Below are 26,607 nucleotides of genomic sequence, written 5' to 3' on the forward strand. Positions count from 1 at the left end.
GATATCAATCATGTCTAACACTAACTTTTCTCAAACGGCTGCTTTTATCTGGTCGGTTGCTGACCTGCTTCGCGGTGATTTTAAGCAATCTCAGTATGGGCGTGTGATCCTGCCTTTTACACTGCTGCGTCGACTTGAGTGCGTGTTAGCCGCCACTAAAGACGCCGTGGTGGCAGAAGCTGGAAAACTGAAAAACAGCCCGCTGCCAGAAGAAGCAAAAGAGAAATTTCTGCTCCGTGCCAGCGGCCTGACATTCTTCAACTCCTCTCCGATGGACCTCGGAAAGATGGGGCAAAACGATATCAAGGCCAACCTGGAGAACTATATCCAGTCTTTCTCAAAAGATGCGCGTGAAATCTTCGAACATTTCAATTTCAGCGAGTTTGTCAGCCTTTTGCAGGATGCCAACCTGTTGTTTAAAGTGGTGAAAAAATTCGCCACCACCGATCTTAGCCCACAAAAAATCTCTAACCATGACATGGGCCTGGTGTTTGAAGAGTTAATCCGCCGTTTTGCGGAAAGTTCAAACGAGACGGCGGGGGAGCACTTTACCCCGCGCGATATCGTACGTTTAACCACCTCGCTGGTATTTATGGAAGATGATGAAGCTTTATCGAAAGACGGCATTATCCGCACCATTTACGACCCAACCGCAGGGACGGGGGGGTTCCTCTCTTCCGGTATGGAATATGTGCATGAACTGAATCCTAATGCGGTGATGCGTGCTTTTGGTCAGGAATTAAACCCGGAATCCTACGCTATCTGTAAAGCCGATATGCTGATCAAAGGGCAGGACGTCAGTCGCATCAAGCTGGGCAACACCCTTTCCAACGACCAGTTACCGCAGGATCAATTCGACTACATGCTATCTAATCCGCCGTTTGGCGTGGACTGGAAGAAGATTGAGGGCGAGATTATCACCGAGCATCAACAAAAGGGCTTTAACGGCCGTTTTGGTCCGGGCTTGCCGCGTGTGTCTGATGGCTCGCTGCTGTTCCTGCTGCATCTCATTAGCAAAATGCGCAATAGCCACAATGAGGATGGCACCGTGACTAATGGTGGGCGCATCGGAATTATCCTCAACGGCTCACCGCTGTTTACCGGTGGGGCGGGCAGTGGTGAGAGTGAAATCCGTCGTTATATTCTGGAAGCCGATTTGTTGGAAGGTATTGTTGCGCTGCCGACCGATATGTTCTACAACACCGGCATTGCGACCTATGTCTGGATCCTGTCGAATAAGAAAGCGTCAGAGCGCAAAGGCAAAGTACAGTTGATTGATGCTACTAACCTGTGCGGCAAAATGCGTAAGTCGCTGGGTTCTAAACGTAACCTGATGGGTGAAGATGATATTAAACTCATCACCCGTACCTTTGGTAATTTTGAGGCGGTGGATGCCACGCCGTTGGAAGAGTTGGGGCTGGAAAAAGCCATAGAGCAAAAATCCAACCGTGGTCGTCAGTCTGCTACGACAAAAACCGAAACACCGAAAACCTTCGCCAGCAAAATCTTTAACAGCACTGACTTTGGCTATCGCCGTCTGACTATTGAACGCCCGCTGCGTCTGTCTGCACAAGTAACCGATGAGGCGATTGCAGCCCTGCGTTTTGCACCGAAGCCATTTAACGCGCCGATGGAACGTCTGTATGAAGAGTTCGCCACACAGTGGCAGGACGATAACTATGGCGATTTTTCTGAAATCGCAGCGGAAGCTCGCACCATTATCAAAGCTGAATTTGCCGAGCTGAAAGAGAAGCAAATTAAAGACTTGCTCGATAGCAAGCTATGGCTGGCGCAACGAGCGTTAATGGAGAAAGCGCAGCAGATTCAAACCGCATTGGGTGAGCAGGCGGGTGGTAAGACGCAGGTCAGCGACGACTTCAACCAGTTCCAGCTCACTCTGAAAGGTGCGATGAAAACCGCAGACGTTAAACTGGATGCCAAAGAAAATAAACAGCTTATCAGCGCTATTACCAGCAAAAATCCTGCCGCAGAGCCGGTTGTGAAAAAGGTACTGAAAGAAGACGAGCAGCCGCTGTACGGAGCTTTTAAGTATAACGGCAAGGTGGTGGAGTTTGAGCAGGATGGCGATCTGCGTGATAACGAAAACGTGCCGCTGAATCCGGCTGTTGCCACCAGCATTCTGATCGAAAACTACTTCAAAGCGGAAGTGTTGCCGCACGTGGCTGATGCCTGGATTAATGCCGATAAACGTGATGAGAAAGACGGCGAGGTGGGAATTGTTGGTTATGAGATTCCGTTTAACCGCCATTTCTACGTTTACCAGCCGCCACGTCCGCTGGAAGAGATTGATGCTGATTTGGATGCGGTAAGTGCCGAGATTATGAAGCTGTTGCAGGAGGTGCATTCCTGATGGCTGGGTTAAATAAATATCAAGCATATCCGGAGCATAAGGATTCTGGGATTGAGTGGTTGGGAGCGGTTCCCACCGATTGGCATATAACTAAACTAAAATATATAGCCGGTTTATTAACAGGCAGGTCTTCCATGGCGTGTGAGTTATTTGTTGGGCTAGAGAATATTTCAAGTGGTGATGGTAAATATATAGCTAAAGAAGAAAATATAGCAGAAGGAATATCAATATCATTTGAGAACAATGATGTTCTTTTCGGGAAGTTGCGACCCTATCTTGCTAAATCCTGGCTAGCCACTTTCTCTGGTGTGTGTTCATCCGAGTTTTTGGTGCTTCGTACGAATAAACTACACCCACGATTCCTGAATTATTATTTACTCACAAAAGAATTTATTGAACAGGTTAATTCTTCCACGTATGGCTCGAAAATGCCTCGTGCAAGTTGGGAGTTTATTAGACTGTTGCCTGTGCCGACATGTTCGTACTTTTTATCTGAGAAGATAGCTTGCTTCCTCGATCACGAAATCGCAAAAATCGATAACCTGATCGAGAAGCAACAACAGCTGATTGAACTGCTAAAAGAAAAACGGCAGGCAGTGATTAGCCATGCTGTAACCAAAGGGTTAAACCCTGATGTGCTGATGAAAGATTCTGGTGTTGAGTGGTTGGGGAAAGTGCCGAAGCATTGGATTATATCACGCTATAAGTTCTGTACAGCCAGAGTAATCGTTGGAATCGCTGAAGCAGCGACGCATGCTTATTCGGATACTGGAACACCCATTATTCGTTCTACAAATATTAAAGAAGAAGGGCTTAGTACCACTGATTTATTATATCTCAAAGATGAGTTCGCAAGACAAAATGAATCTAAATACTTATATGGGAATGACATTGTAACTGTTAGGACTGGTTATCCAGGTATTAGTGCTGTGATACCTAGCGAATTAAATGGCTCTCACTGTTTTACAAATTTAATTTCGACTCCTTTATGTACTCAACACTCAGAGTATTTAGCTGAGTACTTAAATTCTGCAATGGGAAAAGAATATTTTTCACTCAATGGATGGGGGAGTGCACAAAAAAATATCAGTGTACCAATTCTTCAAAACTTCCCAATTGCATATCCCGATAAAACTGAGCAAGAAGAAATTTCGGCATTTATTTTAGAAAAAAGAAAAGAATTTAGTAATCTCTTAGAGAAAGCAGAGGAATCAATCCGATTAATGCAAGAACGCCGTACCGCCCTTATCTCCGCCGCCGTCACCGGAAAAATCGACGTTCGCAATTGGGTTGCACCTAACTCACAAAAAGTTGAGAAGTCACAGGAGGTCGCCGCATGAGTATGGATACCACCAACGAGCTGATTTTCCAGAATGAAATAATTGCTCAGATGGTCGAAAAAGGTTGGATTGTTGGCAAGAGTGACGGCTACGATCGCGAACGCGCTTTATACTCGCAAGATATACTAGCCTTCGTTCAGACAACGCAACCGCAGGAGTGGGAGAAGTTTTCGAAGATTTATCCTACCGATACCGAACGTCATTTCCTCGATACGTTGGTAGCACAACTGAAAAAAGCTGATATCAACGCTACCGATATGCTGTCACGCACTTACGGTACGCTGGGTGTATTGCGCCACGGGCTCAAAAGCCATAACGCCCGTTTTTCTCTGTGTCAGTTTAAACCAGAACATAACCTCAACCCGGAAACCCTCGCGCGCTATAAACAGAACATCTGCCGTATTGTGCCGGAGCTGATTTATAGCCCACATGCTTCGAAAGAAGCATTTGAAGAAAGCGGCGTAAAAGCGAAGAAATGGCGTATCGATCTGGTACTGTTTGTAAACGGCCTGCCGGTGGCGACGCTTGAGCTGAAATCTGAATTTAAGCAGGCCGTGCAAAACGCGATCACACAATATAAGAAAACGCGTTTGCCGAAAGATCCTGCCACCAACAAGCCTGAACCGCTACTTACCTTCAAGCGCGGTGCATTGGTGCACTTCGCCGTCAGTCAGTATGAAGTGTTTATGGCGACCAAACTCGACGGCGATAAAACCGTATTCCTGCCCTTTAATAAAGGTACAAAAGATGGCGGCGCAGGGAACGATATCCCGGAAGATGAAAACGAATACGCCACCAGCTACTTGTGGAACGAAGTGCTGCTCCCTGACAATCTGCTGAAAATTCTTGCCAGCTTTGTACATCTGCAAATCAAAGAGAAAGAAGAGTGGAATGGTCTGAAAGGCAAGAAAGAGAGTCTGATCTTCCCGCGCTATCACCAGTGGGATGTGGTGAGCAAGCTGATTAGTGCTGCTGCGATTGAAGGTACCGGTAATAAGTATTTGATTCAGCATAGCGCGGGTTCCGGTAAATCTAACTCGATAGCCTGGACCGCCCACCAGCTTTCCCGATTGTATGATAAGAAAGGCGAGAAGCAGTTCCATTCGGTGATTGTGGTGACAGACCGTACCGTACTGGACGATCAGCTTCAGGACACCATTTACCAGTTTGAGCATCAGGACGGTGTGGTCGGGCGCATCAACAATAAAGAAGGCGATGGTTCGAAGTCTGAAAAGCTCGCCAGCGCGCTGGAAAATTCGCAGCCGATAATTATCGTCACCATTCAGACCTTCCCGTTTGTACTGAAAGCGATTGAAAACAGTGTCAGTCTCAAACAACGCAAATATGCAGTGATTGCCGACGAAGCCCACTCTTCACAAAGTGGTTCTACGGCACGTCAGCTTAAAGAAGTGCTGATGACCGAGGAAACGGATGACGATGTAGTGCTGTCTTCTGAAGATATTCTGGATGCCACCGTCGCCGCTCGTAAGAGTAGTAATAATCTTAACTACTATGCGTTTACCGCGACGCCAAAGGCCAAAACGCTGGAACTGTTTGGTCGTCGTCCCAATCCGCTTGAACCTGCGTCAAAAACCAATAAACCCGAAGCGTTCCATGTCTACTCCATGCGTCAGGCTATTGAAGAAGGCTTTATTCTTGATGTCCTGAAGAACTACACCAATTACAAGGTGGCTTATAAGCTCTTGCAGAAGCTGGACGATCCAGACCGGGAAGTCGACAGCAAAAAAGCGAAGGTCAAACTGACTCAGTGGGTAGCGCTGCACGAATATAACATCTCGCAGAAAGTTAAAGTCATTGTTGAGCACTACCGTAAGCATGTGATGCATTTGCTGGGTGGGCAGGCCAAAGCGATGGTCGTTACCAGTTCACGTAAAGCGGCAGTACGTTATAAATTGGCGTTTGATAAATACATTGCTGAGAACAGTTACCAGAAGATCAACGCGATGGTGGCGTTTTCAGGCGAAGTCGAATTCGTTGAAAGCGACCACAACAGCCTCGCACTGATGAACCAGAAGTTTACTGAAATGAGTATGAATCCTGGTCTGAAAGGCCGGGATATGCGTAAAGCTTTTGATAGCGATGACTATCAGGTGATGCTGGTAGCGAATAAATTCCAGACCGGTTTTGACCAACCTAAGCTGTGCGCCATGTATGTCGACAAAGCCTTGGGCGGAGTGGAGTGCGTGCAAACACTTTCACGGCTAAATCGTACTTATCCGGGTAAAGCAGAATCGGGAACATTTGTGCTCGATTTCTATAATGAACCGGACGACATTCTGGGCGCTTTCCAGCCTTACTATCAAACGGCGGAGCTGACCGATGTCAGCGATCCACAGTTAGTCTTCGAGTTGTTCGAGAAACTTCGCACCAGTGGCATTTTTCTGTGGAGCGAAGTTGTGCAATTCTGCGAAGCATTCTTCACTAAAAACAAATCTAACGCAGCGATTAGCAATATCTGTAAACCTGCTGTTGAACGCTGGAAACAACGCTATACCTCCGCGATTGATGCCTATGTGCTAGCAAAGGAGATGTTTGAACGCACCAAAAAGACCGGTGATGTGGTGCTAATTACTAACGCGGAAAACAACTTTAAAGCGTGCAAACAGGAAAAAGATAAACTGGATATCTTCAAAAAAGATCTCGGCAGCTTTGTCCGTTTCTACGAATTTATATCGCAGATCGTTGACTACGATGACAAGGATTTAGAGAGGTTGAGCCTGTTTGCTCGTCACCTTCGCCCGTTGCTCCATGAGCAGCGTATTGAAGAAGATGAGATTGATTTAAGTAATGTGGAGATGAGCCATTACCGTTTGTCAAAACTCCACGAGCAGCATCTCAAACTTCAGGAAGATGCTGAAGAATACAAAATCAAACCGGGCAATGATATTGGTACAGCGAAGCCAAAGGATAAGAAAGAAGAGTTTCTGTCGAATATTCTGGCACGCCTGAATGACCTGTTTATCACTGACAATCTCACTGACAAAGACATGATCAATTATGCTTTTACCGTGCGTGATAAACTGTCGGAAAATCAGGCGGTGATGATGCAGATTGCTAATAACACACGCGAGCAGGCCATGTTAGGTGATTTTCCTAAAGCCATTGATGATGCAGTTATGGACAGTAATGACGCTCAGCAAGAGATGATGATGCAGTACCTGTCTAACCCTGAGCTGGCAAAAGGGTTTGCGCGAGTGGTGTTTGATATGCTGAAAGGGGCTTGAGTTTTTCAAAGGAAAATGGCATCACCTTTTTCAACTCTGGCTAAAGATGGAATTCCTCTGGTGGTTCTCGCGTCATCCATTACGCAAATAATGAAAGTTTGGGATATTAGAGCCGAATATCATGAGCAGTTTTGTTGAGTAAGTCCAGAAACAGGAGAGGCATTTACCCCCTCCTGTTATTTCTCGTTCTTACCCTATGACAGAGTTGGAGTTAGGTAACAAAAGTGGTTGTTCGGCCCTAGCCGGTTGTATATTTTGCCGTAAGTGCTCGTAAGCCCCTCCCATATCAGGGAATGAAGCCATAGCTTCGCTCAACTTCACCAGACTAGGGCTTTCTATCGCTGAAACAGTAGTGACGGCATGAGCGGCAATATTGGGTTGCCTGCTGGCCCAGGATAAATCCATCAACATATCTCCTTGCTTACTCATGTTCTCGACTAGATGAGCCACATCAATCGCCGACGAAGTTCCCTCCAAATTAATATGCAAATGTTGATGAGATTTGGCCTGATTACCAAATACCTGACGCACCACCAATGCTGTTCCTGTGCCAGAGTCGGTCAACATCAAGTCATCATCATGTCGGTTCACAAGAACACTTTTCAGATTGGCTATCGGTAAGATCAGACGATCTAAAGACTGTCTCGGATCGTTATTGTCGATGATCACTGTACGGTATTGAGCCCACATCTCTTTACTGAATCGATAGGTATCGTGATTGGCTCCACCATACAGCACCAGACTATCGACACCATCGATGATCGGTAGCGTTAGATTATCACTGGCTTCGCCTCCTTGAAGTAATAAGGATGACTGGATTCGTTCCATTCCAATGGATTTATTGAGTATTTTTACCCCACTGCTATCGCTCTGGTATAACTCCTGCGTCACCTGGTTATACACATATGCCGCCTTATTTTTGGCATTGATTCCCAGAAAGCGCAGATTGCCTGAAACGGGAATGCCATTACCTGAAAAGACCTGACCGCTGCCAATATCAAACCAGTCTTGCATATTGTTATTTTGCAAGGTCATTACCCCTTTGGCGTGCCATTGGATAGCAAGTTCAGTGAGTGCCTGTGATAAATTAGCCGCATTGTTCTGGTGCCAATCTTTATCAACGCCAACTAACCGCAATTCACCCGTATTAGCTCGTACCAGGATCTCACCCTTGGCTGTGATCAGACGTATTCCCGTATCAACCTGTTGTGCCGCCTTAAGAGACAAATCAGGTGTCAATTCACTGGCAACGGGAAGTTGTGCCGAAGCATTAAGTACAAGATCAGAACCAAAGGCAGTAGCCAATGCATTCGTGGTCATAGCGGGTTGGCGATATAATTTACCACTTTCAGGTGCAAAGAGCCGCGCAGAGGTGCCATCAGCTTCGAATCCCAGGAATTGCAGCGGCTTATCCTGTAGTGTTGCTGAAGCCACGACCACTTGTCCATTGTGGTACCACACGGGCAACACGCTTTTGCCATCGCTGCCCTTGACGCCAAATACCGCCAGAGTGGTTCCCCCATTTGTGACACTCGCCAGATCCTGCCACCAGTGGGTACGCCCCTTGAGCCAATGCTCGTTAACTGCTTCGTAGTTAAGCTGCCCCAATGCATCAAGTTGCGCTACGCGCCCATCCTCAGTGATGGCAAGCAGGCTACCATTCAGGTTGACTACATTGGCTAACGGCGGTGTGTTGATACGCAAGGCAGTGGGTTGATTAGCGTCAAGAACAGCCTGACCAGGGCCTTCTTGACGGAACAAAGCATTCTGCTCTTTACTGTAGAAGAAGAACACTTCCGTACCAGCGGGACGGGAAATGCTTCCCGCTAGTACAAGGTCAGCCGGGAGCTGCCAGGCACTGCGGATCTGTTCGTCCTCGTTAAAGTACAAGGTCTGTTCCTTCGGGGGTGCCAGATTCGGTTTAATCAGTGTTCCATCGCTACGTATCCAGTAACGATGTGCTACACCGGCCGCATCCGTCCCGAATAGAGTGACCAGCTCGGCACTGGTCGGTTGGATAAGCCGCGCACCCAGTGTATACACCGAAGTCTCACGTTGCGTGCTATTGCTCTCGTAACCTCGCAGTACAGTCTTAAGTGCATCACCGTGCCGATCTCTGTTTGCCGAAAGCTGGAGTAACTCATCATCACCCACCGCACTGACTAACTCCATGCGGTCACCGGTGATCCGGTAGCTCAACTCAGCTTCTCTCTCCTTCAACTGATAACGGCGCGCCAGGTAGACCGCATCACCTTCTTGCCATAACCGACTAATCTTGCCTGCATTCTGGTTGAACCATGGCTCAAACTGCGCGTTGACTTGCCCAGTGGCAATGTCTACCCGCCATGCCACCGCATTATCGGCATCGTAGAAATAAGCATGGTCGTCCATTACTGCACCCAATTGGGCATGTTTAGCTTGTTCGTGAGTCGTATCGGTGAACAGCATTCGTTTGTTGGAGACATCATAGAAAGCCCGGCCAACATCATGCCCGTTGTGATTGTAGTTCTCCACTACCACATACTGCCCGTGCAACTGATGTGCCTTGGCCAGGTCATTTAAGTGTTGCTCAATTTGCTGGCCGGGCACTTGCCACTTACTCGCATCTTCGCTTATCACCTGAGTTGTCAAATTGGAAAAATCGACTTCGCTCACTTCATTTTTGCCGTTGACTACCAATATCTGGCCGTTCTGAGTGGGATCGAGTTCGACCACAACACCGCCAATTACCAGTCGGTTCTTCGAGACGCTGATAGTATTACTGGCGAGTTGGCTGCTATCGATGATCCAGCGCGACGGTACAGGGTTACTGCCAGCCACGACATCACTTATAAGCTTCACGCTGGTGCCTTCATTCAACCCGATCAGGTATTCACCACCTGCCCCCTTGATCTCGTAATGCAGATAGCCGTGCAGTTCTTTGGGAAGCTCCGGCACGATCAGTTTCCTGTTGCGTTGATCGAGTACCACTTCAATCGGAGTTGCTACATATTCCTGATGGATCCTGCGGATCGTCGCCTCACCCGGGAAAATGTAAAAATCATAATCAAAGCGTTTATCCTTTTCGAGTCTGCGAATGACATCGAAACCCGTGTCATGACGCGTAGTTGCACCAGGAAGTTGCATATATTCGTACCTGATAAAGGATTTGGGTGTCCCCGGCAGGATTAATACGCTACTGTCACTGTGATCGAGTTTATGAGAGGCATCCTTGTAGCCGATCCCGCTACGTATCTCGATCGCCTGGCTACGGTCATGAACCATCTTGGGAAAGTCGCCGACCCAGAAGAAATAATTGATTTCTCCTGAACCAGTAGGGCCTGAATGGGTGCGATAAATGTACTGACTGTCAAAGCCAATCTGATTATTGCGTAGATCCAACGTCTTAATCACCGCCCCAGCTAATGGTATCAACACCTTATTTTCGCTGTCATACCGATAGCCATTGCCCTTGTAAGCCTTGTCGAGCATATCGAAGTAACGACCCACCTCTTTAACATCGTCAGCAACGGCACCAAACGCTTGCGCCAGCGCGGTAAAGCCCACGGCAAGCCCACCAAGGAGCACTCCTGCGCCACCCAATACAGCGGAGGCCGTTGAGGCACCAAGCAGCCCCGCCCCCACCCCGGCAGTACCTGTAACAAAGCTGGCCGAATCGAATGCGAGCTGAGTTCCGAACACCGCCTTCTGTGTATCCGTTTCGGCATGGGCGAGTTCATAGGCATCCAACCCAACCAAAGCTCCACCAAGAAGCACACCTATGCCTTCATTAGCGGTATGAGCCAGAGTTGAAGAAAACTGATTGAGCGAGGTTTCAGCAACCACCACTTCACCACGTAATGCCGTGCGCACCAACTCGATAACGTTGGTGGCATCGTTCACACCAGCGTGAATCATCTGGGCGTAGTTAAGGTAACTGTGGATTTTGAGTGCAGTGGCCAGATCAGGCGAAACATTCTCATGGGCCGCATCATTGCGATTTTTGTCGGCAAACCATTGGATTAGCGTCTGTACTGCAAATCCAGCATTCAGCCCATCAACCGGAGCTACCTCACCAACAACGCCATTAAACTGTAACTTGCCGCGTTCAAGATCAAAATGTTTACCCAAAGTGAGTATATGTTCATCGACAAAGCGGCGGAATTCGAAAACAGTGGCATCGTTACTGCTCACCAAAAGCGTCTCCTCAAGCTGATCGCGATTGATAAATTGGACACTATAACGGCCTTCCTCCTGTTCCTTAATGCTGCCAATTACTGGCATCCAACGATGATCAAGCTTATGTTCCTGAGCCAGCGCTGTAATGGCCTTATCAAATTTTGCGCCCCACTGTTCGGTATCAAGAGTAGCCAATGAGGTGCGTAACTGAGCATCCTCGGCAATTTTCACTTGAGCATTGACTGCTTGCTTAACCCACTGTCGTTGTTCTATCACAGTGGCAAGTTCGTCTGGGCGGGTTAAATCGGCAACATCTAAGCCATTGCCTACGGGGACACTTGCCATTTTGACGGGATCAATCTCCACCAGATTGAAGGTAGGTGCAGACTGGCTACCAAACGCGCTATAGTGAACAGCCAGGCCACGCTTCACTAAATGTTTTTCCATCGCACGTAAAAAATTAGCTGAATTATCGAATGCAAATATCCCGAAATTTGGATCATAGAAATAGTAACGACGCCCTTTAGCGCCGACAGTACTCCCCACCATCATGGCATGGTTTTGGGTATTGAGAGCGAACGTCGAAGTTCCGGTCGCTTCCTGCAACAAAGAAACCACCTTAGACAAGGTAACCTTCTCTTCCAGCACTTTTGACGCCTGGCTAGCCTCAACATTAGAGTGCAGTCTTGCCAGACTATTTTTGAGCAGTGTGGAACTGCCCGCTTGGGGAGAAGCGGCGGCAAAGAAGAGTTTTTCCACCAGACTATTGATACTTGTTTCACCACCATTGGCGAGTGCTACCGCCATAGCTCTGACCAAGGGATAACAGCGGCCACCAGATGCGTCCCCAACCAACGACAGATAAAAATCTTGTGGTATCAGACGACTAAAGCTGCTACCGGCCCGCTGAAAGTCTTCACTGAACACCGCTGTCTGTTTCAATACCTTGTCGATATATTCAGCCCGACTAACTTCGGTAATACGACCGCTCAAAGCTCCTCGTTGTTTAGGGGTAAGCGGGCTGTCAAGAAACAGTTTTTTCATCTCCAGGATTGACATTCCATCATTAAAACCTGGAATAGTGATATCCTGAAAGTTCTGTAATCCATCAGAAAATTCAGTGCTTCTCGGCCCACTTCGCTGATAAGCTTCGACAATAGCATAACGCTCACCCACGTTATAATCGTGTTCCTGCCCACCTTGAATAGCGGTATCATCAATCCGCACTACTGCATCTGTACCATTTTTGGACTTGATCTGCTGCCACAACCAGCTTTGTTCCACAGAAAACACTTCGCGCAAAACTGAATCGTATTTCTCCTTGTAGTGATCCAGCGTGATATTGATATACCTTATCTTTTCATCAATCAGAGAAATCTCAGAACTGTCTCTGGTTTTTCTTCGCTTTTCATAGAGTGTACTGCGGGTATCCACCAACGGCTGGGTTTCTGCTCCAATCGCAGCCTGAACCTGGTCACGCAACTTAAGCCACCCAGTAATTGCCGGATGATGAGGAGAAAATTCCCCTTGTTCATATACACCATCCGAGATCCCTTCAACTGACACACCAAACTGCTCAGCAGCCTTTTTCAGTTTTTGATGGATCGTCTCACGATAAGTGGCGAATTGGGCCTTGCTACGCTCAGTCGCTTGACTGTCAGCTTCCTGAATTAATATGGGTTCCTCACCACGACGCAATGTCGGCCAAATATTCTGACCTTCTCGCTGATACTCCTGACGTTGGAACACCAATTGCCATTTACCCTCAACATATTGCATGTAGGCCGCAGCGAGACCTTCAGCGGTGTTTGCTACCTGATAATCCTTAAAATCCACTGCCATGACCACGTTATCATAGAGCAGCGAACTGTTGACGCGTCCGTCGTGATAGACTCGGTAAGTATCAGCATCAAGGTCGGTCACCACCAGTGAACATCCCGACAACGATCCCGTGAACAGAAAACTTCCCGGAATGGGATGCTTAGGAATATCTACATAGGCCGGCAACGCATTAGCCTGGTTTGCACCGTTATAGCCAAGGAAATAGGCTGGCACGCTGTTAGCATCACTACCGGCTATCTCATTCGGGCTTCGATCAGCATATTCAATCTCATATAAGCCTGACTTAACTTTCACCAATTTGGCGTTTCCCTCTGTCGGAAGTCGCCCTGCTCTAACCAGAGTCTCGGCACTGATAGTGTTGGATTTTGCAAATAATTCAGGATTGATAGCAAACTGCTGGATATCAGCACTGCCCTGGCGGGATACCGCCTGAGCAGGCGCAAGCAGTGACGGGTAGCTGTTATTGGGCATGAACACTTCTCCTTATAAAAAAATCCTACTGATGCTCTTTACGGGGTTACTTTTTCTTTCATCTGCAAGGCCCACAACCGGGCATAGAGTCCGCCCATGGTAAGCAATTGCTCATGGCTGCCCTGCTCAACGACTTGCCCCTGATCGAGTACCAAAATTCGATCAGCATGGCGCAAGGTATTGAGGCGATGAGCAACACTGATCACAGTGCGACCTTGAGCAATGTGTTGCAAGTTGGCTATCACCGCCGCTTCTGATTCATAATCCAAGGCACTCGTGGCCTCATCCAGTAGCAGAATACCTGGATTAGTCAGCAAGGCTCTGGCCAGAGCAATGCGCTGACGCTGTCCACCAGACAGGAGCACGCCCTTCTCACCCACCTGAGTGCTGTATCCCTGTGGCAGGTGGCGAATAAATTCGTCTGCCCCAGCCAAAGTCGCTACCTGAATCACTTCAGCATCACTGGCTTGCGGCCGACATTGGCGGATGTTTTCTGCCACCGAGCCTGAAAACAGTAAACCCTCTTGTGGTACGACACTCATGTTGCGACGCAGCTCCACCGGATCTGCAATCGCCAGGTCGATCCCATCCACTAATACTTGCCCGTGTTGGGGGATATAAAGGCGCTGTAACAACCGCGTCAGGGTGGATTTGCCCGAACCTGATGGCCCTGTAATACCCACAAATTCACCAGGTCTAATTTCGATATTGAGGTTACGTAATACTTCCTGACCTTCCTCGCTATAGCGAAAACGCACACCTTTGAAGCTCACCCCACCTTGTAATTTGGGGATTGAAGCCAGACCTCCGCTACCGTTTTCTCCCTCTTCATCGAGGATGTCACCGAGCCGGTTCAATGAGATTAACGTGTGTTGAAAGTCCTGCCAGACCTGGGCTAAACGCAGGATCGGTTGGGTAACGTGCTCCGATAGCATATTAAAGGCCACCAGCTCTCCCAGACTGAGTTTTCCCTCCATCACCATAATAGCTCCCCACCACAGTAGCAGGGCGGAGGTCAGTTTCTGGATCAACCCTATCCCCTGTCCGGCGAGGAGTCCTACCACTTTGGCGCGAAACGAGGAACGAACAAACGCAGATAGCTGGCGCTCCCAACGACGCGCGAAACCCGCCTCAGTCGCACTGGTCTTAATCGTTTCAATGCCGGTCACTGATTCGATCAGGAAAGCAGTGTTGTCAGCCCTTAATTCATATTCCCGCAACACCCTGGCACGCAGCACAGGTCCAACGATCATCCAGAACAGGAAATAGAGCACCAGAGAGCCGAGTACTAGCCATGTTAGCTCAGGGGCATAGAAGAACATCACCGCCACAAACAAGCCGACAAAGGCCAAATCCAGTACCATCGTCAGTGCTGAACCGGTAAGAAACTGTTGTATCTGGCTCATTTCACGCACTCTGGCGATGATTTCTCCCGTCTGACGCTGCCGGAAATAGTCCATTGGCAGGGCAATTAAGTGCTGATAGAGACGACTGGAAAGCTCAGCGTTGACTTTACTGGCAAGGTTCGCGAACAGCCAGGAGCGGAGAAAACTATAAACAGGCTCGCACACGGCCAAAATAAGCATGGCAAATCCGAGCACCTGTAAACTTGACAGACTGCGGCTGACCAGCACCCTATCGATCACACTCTCGAACAACATAGGGGTGACTAAGGCAATCAACTGTAGCATCAAAGACACGAAGAGTACGTTTCTGAACTGGGCGGCATGCTTACGAATGGAAGGTATAAACCAGCCAAAACCAAATTTCTGTCGTTTCGGTTGCTCGGCCGCCTCCGCCAGTAACACAACCCTACCTTGCCAATAGTCGGCGAGAAGAGTCCGGGAATAGTGCTTCTCTTTACCCAAGTTTGGCTGATACAAGACAACAAACTCGCCTTCAACCCTTTCCAGTACTAACCACCCCTGTTCTGTATCCAATAAGACAGGCAGGGGAAGATATTCGAGACGGCTCATCTCTGTAGTGATATAGCGAGCCTTTAAGCCGATCCACCGGGCACAACGGCAAAGATCTTGGTAGTCCGTGCGCCCTTGAGTGTGTCCGAGACGGTGACGCAATAACTTCGGCTCCACCGCCACATTGAAATGGCGGGCGGCGTAGGCCAGAGCCAAAAGACCACTATCTACAACGGTGGACTCGTCTCCGCCAGATGGCTCTAATAGGGTAGATTCGATAGCTGGCATTAGCGTTCCTTCAATGCTTCGGACTGGTACTGTTGCAACGGACTGATCAGGTAGTCGATTACCCGTCTATCCCCGGTACGGATTTCGGCGGTAACACTCATACCTGCTTGTAATGGGACTTCACTCTCATCCACTGCAATAGAGGTTCGCTCCATTCGAACCCGAGCAGGGAATACCAGCCCCAGTTGCTCATCCTTAACTGCATCCTTAGAGATATGAGCCACCTTGCCCCGTACGGTGCCGTAACGGGTATAAGGGAAAGCATCGACCTTAATTTCTACCGACTGACCTGCGTGCACAAATCCCACATCCTTGTTCAAGACCATCACTTCAGCTTCAAACAGAGTATCATCAGGGACGATCACCATCAGTTGTTGAGCCGATTGCACGACGCCCCCCAACGTGTGGATCGCCAATTGCTGCACCATCCCATCAACGGGTGCCCGCAGGGTATACAACCGCAACTTTTCGCGAGTTTTAATTAACTGCTGCGCCATGACAGCGATTGCGGTCTGTGCTGCGTTCAACTGGTCATAATATTCGCGGTTGATCTTCGCCAGATAGCGCTCTCGGCTTTCCTGCAATCCTTGATATTGCTCTTCAAGGACAACCAATTCGGCATGTTGTTGGGAAAGAGAACGTTCTACCTCCAGCCTTTCTTTCTCTTGCCCCAGTAGCTCAACTTTTGATAGCAAATTTTTGGCAGCTAGGATCCGGTGCGCTTCAAGACGTACCTTGATATTGGCTGCAAGATCCGCCAATGCGGAGATATCGGCACGACGAGCGTACTGGTTCGCCTGATTAACCTTCATTTCGCCATCCAGACTGTTTAGATTGGCAACCACTTCTTTCCAGATACTCGCCAAATGCTCTCTCGCTTGCATGGCCTGTGCTGGTGGCGTACTTTGCGGAACCACGAAATTTTCGATAGGAGCATCGGTCAACAAGGCCTGTAATCTCGCCTGTTCCAACTGTTTGAAGTTAAGCTGCTCCTGCAACTCCTTCAACTCAGCTTCAACGCCTAGGGTGTTGAGTTTGATAAGTACATCTCCCGCTTTTACTCTCTGGCCGTCGCGAACGAATATCTCTGCAATTTCACCAGTCTCAAGGGGCTGAATTACCTTCGAATTGCTGGATACAAGTAATTTCCCCACAGCATTGGCATGGATATCTAGCCGACCAACAATTGACCAGATCAAAGCGATTAGTAATAACAGAGTCAGTGCCCCCGCAGTGAGCCTTGCCCAAGGTGCTGGAGGACGTTCAATGATCTCCAGATAGCCAGGCTGAAACTCGTATTCGTCACGGGTACGCTTTGGTGCCTTGGGTGCATAACGTTCCTGACGCCAGGCCAAAAGTGCGGTTTTCAGATGCTTGAACAACATCACACCACCTCCTGCCGCAATTCCTGTTGCAACTGCCACAGTCTGGCGTAGCAACCGCCCTTAGCCAGCAACTGGTGATGGCTGCCCGATTCAGTGATCTGGCCCTGTTCTACCGTGATGATGCGGTCACAATCACGCACCGTAGACAGACGGTGAGCAATGGTGATAACGGTGCGTCCCTGGGAAATCTCAGCCATGTTAGCCTGGATTAAGGCTTGAGACTCATCATCAAGGGCGCTTGTCGCCTCGTCAAAAATCAAAATCTTGGGATTAGCCATCAGTGCTCGAGCGATAGCAATGCGTTGGCGCTGCCCTCCAGACAGAGAACTACCTGCTTCAGCCAGCACAGTGTCATAACCCAGAGGCAACTGGAGGACAAAATCATGAGCACCTGCTAATTTGGCAGCAGCTATCACGTCCTCCAGCGAAGCAGTAGGCTCCTTGAGTGCAATGTTATGGCGCACACTGCGGTTGAACAGGTAATTCTCCTGCAATACGACACCGATCTGGCTACGCAGGCAGGTAGGATTGAGTTGATGTAGGGGAATACCATCGATCAAGATCTCTCCTCCATCTGGAGCATAAAGTCTTTGTAGCAGACGGGCCAGAGTGCTTTTCCCTGAGCCGGAAGGACCAACTATTCCCAAAGACTCGCCGGCCTTGATATGCAGAGTGATCCCTTTCAGTACAGGCTCTTGATCAGGTTGATAACGGAACACCACATTACGCAGCTGTAAATCACCGTTGAACGGCGTCTGGGGATAAATATCCCCTTGCGCCTGCTCAACAGGCAGATTGAGCATGTCGCCAAGTTTATCAACAGCGACTCTGGTCAGGACAAATTGCTGCCACAGGTCGATCATCTTAGCGATAGGTTGGCTGATGTGTGACACCATCATATTGAACGCAATTAGCTGACCAATGGTAAGCTCCAGAGCAATAACCTTGTTCGCTCCTAACCAGATAATCCCGACACTCGTTACCTTCTGTAGCAACATCACCCCGTGGCTGACAAAGCTATTAAGAACCTGAGTACGGAAACTGGCTTCAACCATATTTGCGGTTTGAGACTCCCAACGCCGCTGCATATTGGGTTCCACCGCCAGGCTCTTGATGGTTTCGACACCGCTAACGGATTCGTTCAAAAAAGAAGTATTGCAGGCCGCAGTCTGGAACTGCTGTTCAATCCGTTGTTGCAGCGGTTTTGAACTCAACCAGGCCAGCAAGAAATAGAGAGGCAATAACGCCAGTACCACGCAAGTCAGAGGCCATGACAGCCAGGCCATGACTCCGAAGAAAACAAAAGTGAAGGCAACATCTACACATAAGGTCAGCATAGAGCCAGTCAAAAAGTCACGAATACTATCAAGCTCTTGCACCCGAGTGATAATAGAGCCTACCTGACGGTGTTTGAAGTAGAGCAGAGGCAAATCCAGCAAATGCCGGAAGAGTTTAACGCCCAAGGTAATATCGATACGGTTAGCGGTATGCGCGAACAGGTATTCACGTAACCCTCGAAGTATCACTTCGAACACCCCTACCACTATTAGCACGATCACCAGCACATCCAGGGTGGACAATGCCCTGTGTACCAACACCTTATCCATCACTACTTGGAAAAGCAAAGGAGCCACAAGCGCGAGTAGTTGCAGCATCAGGGAGAAAATCAGCACCTCACCGAGGAGGTGACGGTGATGAATAAAGGCAGGAATAAACCAAGAAACATCGAACCTGTGGCAACCTTCCCGCAACTGGATCACTTCACAACTCCATCTGGCTTCAAGTTCATCAATAGGAAGCACTTCAGGTGAAGCAGAATAAGGAGACTGGATCAGCGCCTGATTAGGAGAGAGGCGTACTAATACAACAAACCCTCCCTGTTTGTCCCGAAAAGCCAAAGGTAACTGTTTTGGTGTTAGCTTATGGAATTTTAAACGGCATAATGCCATATCAACATTATGTACTTTACCGTATTCTTTTACTGCAAATTTCAGCTTGCTATCAGAGGACAAAGAAGGCGTTTCTTGAGCTTCGCCTTTAATCAACTGCAACAATAATCGACAACAGTTAAGGGCAGAAGACAACGTATCGGCAGATATATTGTCCTTATCAATCGTAGTACCCATCATGTGATTCCATTCTCATGTTATTGGAAAAAACATATTAGTAAGATGGTTAATCCACATTAACTAACAATATCTATGTAGCTGTGGAAAAAATTTTTTTCATAGTCAAGATAACTAAAAGGTATGATCACCATTGATGATAATTATCAATACTATAATTATTACCAACATCAATCCAGAAAAATAATTACCTTTAAAATCAATGAATTAATTTAAAATAGCAATATTTGTTATTGGATTGTTTTTTATTTCTGCCTGTTTTGTATCTATATAAGTTGCAATTGACAACACGATATGAAACCTGATTTCTCCCCCCGCTTCGCGGGGAAAAATCACACGCATCTTAAAGTTAGATTGGTATAAATAGGGTTCAATAAATCTCAAAAAGAGGCTATTTATTGGCAGGAATAACCATGAAAAATATATACGCATTAAACTTCAAGTTGCATTTACAACACGATATGAAACCTGATTTCTCCCCGCTTCGCGGGGAGAAATTACATGCATCTTGAAGTTGGATTGGTATAAGTCAGCAATAATCATCATGTTCTGCTACAGGAAACTAAATAACATCGCCTTGTACCAGATAGGTTGGATATATGACGATGATTAAACAACGATTGGATGCCCTTCTTCATTACATTGATGAACATATCGATACACATATGGATATACAAGTTGGTTATCAGAGCATAATCAGGAAGTTCGGGATTTCCCACTATTTTTTGAACGAGTACAGTTGTTCCCAACAGTGACTGAAGCCGAAGCTGTCACTGATATTTACCTGCCTCTGGCGTAAAGTTATTGCTACGTTAGCTTGTAGCATATTAGCTTGATGATAGTTCCAGTCTCTTAATCAGATCTCTTCGATTAAGAGACTGGTTACTAGTTCAGAAAATTCGCCATCCAGAATAGATATTCCTATCACATTTAATATGGTATTAAGAGGAATACCAATTAGATGACAGATTAATTTTTTTCTGTTAAATAGCAACAACAAATTTAAAAATATAAGTGAATTTCCCTGGTGATGCCCTAATCGGACGCTACATTTTTGTAATAAATAAGGGTGGCAGACAGTTACTACGGAACGGTGAATTTCGCATTTTGCTGTCTCCATCACCCTAATTAAAGATAATCATTTTTATCGTAAATTAAATGGGTGGAAAACACCCTTGAAATTAAATTTAAAAGATGATAATGATTGCTTCGAGAGAGTTTTAGTTTCATTTACAAACAATTATATCCAAAATTATTACAATGGAAAGGTATCTTTCAAAATGAAAATACATATTACTGACGCTCCAAATTCCTCAGATGAAACATATGTCATTCAAAATCTCTGGGCACATAATCAACAATATAGTGATGTTGATATCCGACCTCTATTTCTCACTATCACTGATGATAATAACCAAATTATTGCCGGCCTCGTTGCTAAAACCTGGTGGGGAGGCCTTGAAATTCAATATCTCTGGGTGGATGAGAAATACCGTAAAAAAGGCTTTGGAAGACAACTCATGTTACAAGCTGAGGAAGAAGCATTAAAAAGACACTGCCATATGGCTTATGTTGATACTTTTAGCTTTCAAGCCAGAGGTTTTTATGAAAAGTTAGGATACAAAGTCTATGGAGAGCTTGGAGAATACGCCCACAAGTACACTCGTTTTTATCTCGCGAAAAAATTCAGTGTGTCCAACCATATGAGATAAAAAATGAAGTTGCCCTACAACAATAACAACTCCTATCTAAAGGGATTAATCGCCATGATGGAACATCTGAGCGAACCTTGGGGAATTAAAGATTTGAACTCCCGCCATATCTACATGAACAAAGCTGCATATTTCTACACTAATACCCCCATAAATTTTGATATAGAGGGAAAGTTTGATAATGAGTTTCCGGCTGACTGGGCTGAATTGGCCGAAGATCTAACAAATCATGATAAAATGACCGAAGAATCCCAAGATAAAGTTTCTGTTATAGAAACACATTATTGGTATGGTCGGGACAGTTTAACACCATACATTAGTGAAAAGTATCCAGTATACAACAGCGACAAAAAATGTATTTGGATCGTATGGAATGCTAAGCCTCTAAATACATTGTCCCCTTTACAATATATCAATCAACATAAACCCAGCGTTTTGACTACAGAAATTGATACCAAACTGTTTACCAGAGCCGAGATGGATATCATTTTTTTTATGCTTCACCGATTTTCAAATAAGGAAATGGCCAAAATATACAATGTGAGTAACAAAACCATAGAAAACAGGATATATAACATTTACCAAAAAGCCAATGTCCATTCTCTCCAACAATTTGAGGAATTTTGTAGGCATTTACATCTGGATAACTACATCCCCGAACGCCTAATTGAGAAAGGTATTCTCTTTATCTAAACTCCAAAGGAATCACGAAATATCATGGTCAAAATTGAAAATTATCCATTGAGCCGAGTACCACAAACACAACGTGTGTCATTGTTAAGCGTGGCTATTGTGCATATGGGCATGTTGACGGCATTGGACCAATTTATGCTTGGAGCTGTGTTGGGCAACTCTATGGCTTTAATCGATGCTTTTATTGCTATTTTCGTCGGCAGCTTGATCTTTGGCATTGTCACATTTGGGCTCGGTTTCGCGGGAATGCGTGAAGGCTTATCCGGCAGTCTATTGGCTCGGTGGTGTGGTTTTGGTCGCATAGGATCTGTATTAATAGGCCTCGTGATTGCAATCAGCTTATTAGGCTGGTTTGGTATCCAAAACGCAATTTTCGCCCACTCCCTTAATTTTGCCTCCGGCGATAAACTTGGGTTTGGCTGGTCAGCAGCTTTCTCCGGCACTTTATTGACAACACTGGTCGCTTTTGGCTTTAAGGCATTGCGTTTTACCGCCAGAATCGCTGTTCCTCTGTTCATTTTGTTGGTTGCTTATATCTCCACTATAGTACTGTCCGGTAACACCACTCAGCAGCTACATGAAATTATTAACTTACCTTATTCTGGTGATACCTTAACCATTAGTGCAGGTATTACGATCGTCGTGGGTGGCGCAATTGTTGCAAGTTTAATGACACCTGATTTGACTCGCTACACCAAATCAGGCAAGCATGTTTTTGGGATCACCTTGCTGACCATTATTGCAGGAGAATTTGTGATTAATGGCCTGGCGATCCTTATCGCAAAGGCCCTGAATACGTCAGATGTGGTCACTATTATGTCACAAGTGGCAGGAGGAGCAGGTCTTTTGGTTGTCGTTTTCTCCACATTGAGGGTCAACGATTTAAATCTGTATTCTTCATCATTAGGTATTATCAACGCCGTAGAGGGTATTACTGGCAAAAAACTCCGTTATCCCCCAACGACCGTAATTATTGGAATACTTGGAACGCTACTTTCTATTCTGGGTATCCTGGAACGGTTTGTGGATTTCCTGACTGTGTTGGGTGTTGTTTTTCCACCCATTATTGGGATTATGTTGGTTGATTACTATATTCTGCGTTCCCATCGCAAGATATTAGATGAGAGCCGAGAGCAAGGCACACTTCCGCATGAAACACCAACTATCGGCTGGGCTGCCATTATTGCCAGTGTTATCGGCAGCGTAATTGGCCTGGTGGCAGAATGGGGTGTTCCAGCCATTAATTCATTATTGCTAGCGAGCTTAACCTATGGGCTATTTAAGTCAGTTTGTAAACGCGTTTAGCAAATGCCTCTATGATATTGCTCCCCTAAATGGGAGCAATACCTAACGGCTGGCATGTTTCTCCGCATATTCTTTGCCATTAACCCATTGATGATCTTTTTCCCAGGTAAATAACCACTTGCGTGTCGGGCCAGCCATAACATTGAGGTAGTAACTGTCATAACCCGCGATGGTAGCCACAGGATGATACCCTTTTGGCACCATCACCACATCCTTGTTATAAACCGCCATTGTTTCATCCAACGAGCGGTCGTCGGTATAGACTCGCTGGACACAGAAACCCTGGGGGGGATTCAGGCGATGGTAGTATGTCTCTTCCAAGTAAGTTTCTTGCGGCTCGTTGTCAGTATCGTGCTTGTGACTAGGATAAGAACTGGTGCATCCTTCATCGGTATAGACTTCAACAACCAGCAGACTATCCGCCGGTTGATCATCTGGCAGAATATTATGAACATAGCGTCGATTATTACCATTGCCGCGCTGTTCAGCCCCAATGTCTTGTGGGGCGATTAAGCGGGTGGGATAACTGCCTTTTCCTTTCGCCTGACATACCGCCAGTTCCAGTTGAGTCTCGGCAACGATTTCCATCATTTCATTAGGTGCCACATAGACGGCATAAGGCTTTTTGCGCTCAAATGGATCCATGCGCTCCCCAATTTTTTCAAACCGTTGTTGAGGTGTTACTACCGTGGCTTTTCCTGCCACCAGTACCAAACACGTCTCATTTTCTGAAGCGGGTAAGGTGATGATTTCCCCTACATTCAGTTCATAAACCGCAAAATGGACATATCCCCAGTCTGCTGTTTCCGGCGTAATATGCTGCGTTCGTTTGTCCTGATTTGATGCGTGGTATTTTGACAGTAGTTTAGACATTTAACCTCCCCTCAATCTCCGCGTTTAAATCAATCCCGCTTCTTTGGCAAATTTATGCAAATTACGATACCCCAGCGTGGCATAAGTCAATGGGTGGGCAACAGCAGGATCTTGCTCTGCTTCAACCACCAACCAACCGTGATAGTTATTCGCTTTCAAGATCGCAAAAATAGCCGGATAATCGACGCAACCATCTCCTGGTACGGTAAAAACACCGCTCAATACCGCATCCAGAAAACTGGTTTTGCGATTTTTGACATCTTTTAACACGTCTGGACGAATGTCTTTGCAATGCACATGATTAATACGTGTGCACCAACGTCTTGCCACCGTTAACGGATCATCCCCCGCAAAAGTGAGATGTCCGGTATCCAATAACAATCCCACTTCCTCACCCGTATTTTCCATCAGGTTATCGATGTCTTTTGCACTTTCAATCACCGTTCCCATGTGGTGATGATACGCAATCTGTATGCCTTGTGACTGCGTATAACGGGCAAATTCTGTCAGTTTTTCACCATATTCCTGCCAACGCTCTGCCGGAAACAGTGGACGAAGATACACCGGCTTATCCTGATTGCCATGAATGCAATGAGTCACTTCGGCAAACACCATCACAGTAGCCCCCAATTCCCGCAACAGGGTTAAATGCGGTTGAACAGCAGCTATTTCTTCTTTAACACTGCGTGTTAATAGTTCAGCAGAATACCAGCCAGATACGAGTTTTAAATCATGAGCGGCCAAAATGGGGCCTAAAATCTGTGCCTGGCGAGGGAATTTATTACCCAACTCAAAACCTGCAAACCCTGCTTGCCGCCCTTCTGTCAGGCAAGTTTCTAACGGTGTTTCTGCCCCCAAGGACGGCAAATCATCATTGGTCCAGGTCAGGGGGTTGATGCCAAGTTGAACAGCCATGAGGTTCCTCCTGTAAGGTGAAAAAAATGATGTTCTATTTGTTTTGTTATTCAGTTAGCTACGCTGATTCCAGTAGTCAATCAGGTTGTGATAATTAGTTTTTATTTTCTGGATAAGCGTTTCATCATCTATTTCTTCCGCCAGCCATTGCAGTGACGGCTGACCAAATAGCGTTCTGCCAACAGCAAAACCTTTGACGATAGATTTACCCGCTGCTGCATTGAAACTGGCTTTTAAGATCGTCTCCGGTGCATCAAGGCCAAGGATAACAACCCCATGACAATAAGGGTCACGCTGTTCAATTAATGCAGCGATTTGGTCCCAGGTTGCAGATTGCATCGGTGGCAATTTCCACCAGTCCGGTTTAATACCAAGATTGTAAAAACGCTGGAGCGCCCGTAGATAAAGCTCATCAGAATGGGGCATATCGACTGGCAAAATCACTTCCAGCAACAATTCATGACCAGACTGACAACAGGCGGCATAAACTTCTTGTACGGTTTTTTCCTGTTCCAGACGCAATGGGTGGCGATCTTCTGGATGAAAGAACACTAAACATTTAACAATATGTTCCCGCGGCCAACTAACTAGCTGGGAACCAATATCACCATGTTCGAGGCAAAGTGGTCGGGAGCCAGGCAGTTCAATCGGACGACCAATCCATAACCCTTTCCCTGTTGCAGCATTCAGTACATCTTGACCAAAACTGCTGTCACATAATATCCCCGCTCTTCCTGCCAAATAAGCTTCTGTGCTGACTTCCTGACTGGCACGGAACAGGAGTTGTTTCAACTGTGGAATTCGCTCAAGACCAGCATTCACCTCGCGCGCCATTTCGACAAACTGGATACGATGATCAAATGCCATGACACATAATTCATCCCATTGTTTATGACGATTGCTAACCCGATGCAGGTGATTGAGATGTGGATCTAAATCTGGGGATCGTACTTCTGTTGCTCGCCTTAAATAGTTATCTAACTCCGTCTTATCTGGCATAGCGGGCGCACACCCATGACGGGAAACAACCAACGCTCCACAAGCATTGGCATAAGTGCAAGCCTGTTCCCAACTTTCGTTATTAAGGTAGCCGCGCAATAAACCAGACATAAAGGCATCCCCAGCCCCCAAAACGTTCAAGACTTCTACCTTGACACCCCGTACAGTGATCCCCTCGTCTAAGGTATCGGGAATATTGGCAGCAAATACCGAACACCCTAATGCACCGCGCTTACAAACCAATGTTGCCGCCGTTAGTGTCCGTATTCGACGCAAAGCTTCGACAGTATCCGTAGTGCCACCCGCAATATGAAATTCCTCTTCGGTTCCCACAATCAAGTCAAACAGGGAAAACACTTCTTGCAATTGTGTTGTCACTGGTTCAGAAGCGATATAACGAGTTTCACCGTCACCTAATGACGTTAATCCCCACAGTACCGGACGATAATCGATATCAATAACAGTCCTGACACCATTGCGGCGGGCGTAAGTCAGAGCTGTCAAAACAGCATCACGAGTTTGTGGATGGGAAAGATGAGTTCCGGTTATCGCCAGACAACGGGCAGATGCAATATAGTCTTCGTTGAAATCATCTCGGGAGATCGCCATATCAGCACAATTATCACGGTAAAAGATCAGCGGAAAAGTTTCGTTATCTTTAATGCCGAGTAAAACCAAAGCCGTTAGCCGCTCTTTGTCGGTGATCAAATGGCTGGTATCACAACCCACCCGCTCCAGTTCTTCACGCAAAAATCGGCCCATGTGTTCATCACCAACCCTTGCCAGCATTGAGGATTTTAATCCCTGACGTGCTGTTCCATAGGCGACATTACCTGAAGAGCCACCTAAGTATTTTGCAAAGCTTGTCATGTCTTCCAGACGGGAACCAATTTGTTGACCGTACAGATCAACCGCAATACGTCCCATGCAGATCACATCCAACTTTCTATGCTGTTCCATTGATTCAC

At 46.8% G+C, this 26,607-nt stretch carries 13 protein-coding genes and 1 pseudogene; 7 read left to right on the forward strand and 7 right to left on the reverse strand.

The features are described from left to right. Positions 1–10: 10 nt before the first annotated feature. The 3 genes from WDV75_RS02890 to WDV75_RS02900 are packed head-to-tail and all read left to right on the forward strand — an operon-like array spanning position 11 to position 6,956. A complete protein-coding gene (locus WDV75_RS02890) occupies positions 11–2,371 on the forward strand; it encodes a type I restriction-modification system subunit M (protein WP_273557924.1) in 2,361 nt (786 codons plus the stop codon). Continuing rightward, on the forward strand, positions 2,371–3,711 hold the full coding sequence (locus tag WDV75_RS02895) for a restriction endonuclease subunit S (RefSeq protein WP_273557925.1): 1,341 nt from the start codon (positions 2,371–2,373) through the stop codon (positions 3,709–3,711). The genes WDV75_RS02890 and WDV75_RS02895 overlap by 1 nt, the downstream gene beginning before the upstream one ends. Then, entirely contained in the window at positions 3,708–6,956 is a 3,249-nt protein-coding gene (locus WDV75_RS02900; RefSeq protein WP_273557926.1) for a type I restriction endonuclease subunit R, read from the forward strand. Before WDV75_RS02895 ends, WDV75_RS02900 begins: the two co-directional genes overlap by 4 nt. Positions 6,957–7,145: 189 nt before the next feature. On the opposite strand, the gene WDV75_RS02905 is transcribed toward WDV75_RS02900, so the two are convergent. From WDV75_RS02905 to WDV75_RS02915, 3 genes are read right to left on the reverse strand one after another with little or no spacing between them, the layout of a single operon-like run. Further along, positions 7,146–13,427, reverse strand: coding sequence for a TcdA/TcdB pore-forming domain-containing protein (locus WDV75_RS02905; RefSeq protein WP_273557927.1), 6,282 nt, complete (start codon positions 13,425–13,427; stop codon positions 7,146–7,148). Between the two features lie 38 nt (positions 13,428–13,465). Continuing rightward, a complete protein-coding gene (locus WDV75_RS02910) occupies positions 13,466–15,631 on the reverse strand; it encodes a type I secretion system permease/ATPase (RefSeq protein WP_273557928.1) in 2,166 nt (721 codons plus the stop codon). Next, complete coding sequence (locus WDV75_RS02915) at positions 15,631–16,830, reverse strand: HlyD family type I secretion periplasmic adaptor subunit (protein WP_422399060.1); 1,200 nt, start codon at positions 16,828–16,830, stop codon at positions 15,631–15,633. The genes WDV75_RS02910 and WDV75_RS02915 overlap by 1 nt, the downstream gene beginning before the upstream one ends. 54 nt (positions 16,831–16,884) lie before the next feature. Between WDV75_RS02915 and WDV75_RS22075 the strand changes: the two are divergent. Then, positions 16,885–17,067, forward strand: a pseudogene (locus WDV75_RS22075) (hypothetical protein); the annotation flags it as partial. Here WDV75_RS22075 and WDV75_RS02920 read toward each other — a convergent pair. Next, entirely contained in the window at positions 17,016–19,145 is a 2,130-nt protein-coding gene (locus WDV75_RS02920) for a type I secretion system permease/ATPase (protein ID WP_273557931.1), read from the reverse strand. The pseudogene WDV75_RS22075 and the gene WDV75_RS02920 overlap by 52 nt on opposite strands. A gap of 1,277 nt (positions 19,146–20,422) precedes the next feature. Here WDV75_RS02920 and WDV75_RS02925 point away from each other — a divergent pair. Genes WDV75_RS02925 through WDV75_RS02935 form a run of 3 tightly spaced genes read left to right on the forward strand, consistent with a single transcriptional unit; the run spans position 20,423 to position 22,852 of the window. Then, on the forward strand, positions 20,423–20,854 hold the full coding sequence (locus WDV75_RS02925) for a GNAT family N-acetyltransferase (RefSeq protein WP_273557932.1): 432 nt from the start codon (positions 20,423–20,425) through the stop codon (positions 20,852–20,854). 3 nt (positions 20,855–20,857) lie between these two features. Further along, positions 20,858–21,547, forward strand: coding sequence for a helix-turn-helix transcriptional regulator (locus WDV75_RS02930; protein WP_189758617.1), 690 nt, complete (start codon positions 20,858–20,860; stop codon positions 21,545–21,547). A 24-nt stretch (positions 21,548–21,571) separates the two neighbouring features. Then, on the forward strand, positions 21,572–22,852 hold the full coding sequence (locus tag WDV75_RS02935) for a cytosine permease (RefSeq protein WP_273557933.1): 1,281 nt from the start codon (positions 21,572–21,574) through the stop codon (positions 22,850–22,852). A gap of 42 nt (positions 22,853–22,894) precedes the next feature. On the opposite strand, the gene iolB is transcribed toward WDV75_RS02935, so the two are convergent. The 3 genes from iolB to WDV75_RS02950 are packed head-to-tail and all read right to left on the reverse strand — an operon-like array spanning position 22,895 to position 26,599. Then, entirely contained in the window at positions 22,895–23,725 is an 831-nt protein-coding gene (gene iolB / locus WDV75_RS02940; protein WP_273557934.1) for a 5-deoxy-glucuronate isomerase, read from the reverse strand. A 24-nt stretch (positions 23,726–23,749) separates the two neighbouring features. Continuing rightward, positions 23,750–24,640, reverse strand: coding sequence for a myo-inosose-2 dehydratase (gene iolE, locus WDV75_RS02945; RefSeq protein WP_273557935.1), 891 nt, complete (start codon positions 24,638–24,640; stop codon positions 23,750–23,752). Between the two features lie 54 nt (positions 24,641–24,694). Beyond that, positions 24,695–26,599, reverse strand: a complete 1,905-nt coding sequence (locus WDV75_RS02950) for a bifunctional 5-dehydro-2-deoxygluconokinase/5-dehydro-2-deoxyphosphogluconate aldolase (RefSeq protein WP_273557936.1) — start codon at positions 26,597–26,599, stop codon at positions 24,695–24,697. Positions 26,600–26,607 lie beyond the last annotated feature (8 nt).

This window comes from Xenorhabdus griffiniae (genome assembly GCF_037265215.1).
Classification (GTDB): Bacteria; Pseudomonadota; Gammaproteobacteria; order Enterobacterales; family Enterobacteriaceae; genus Xenorhabdus; species Xenorhabdus griffiniae.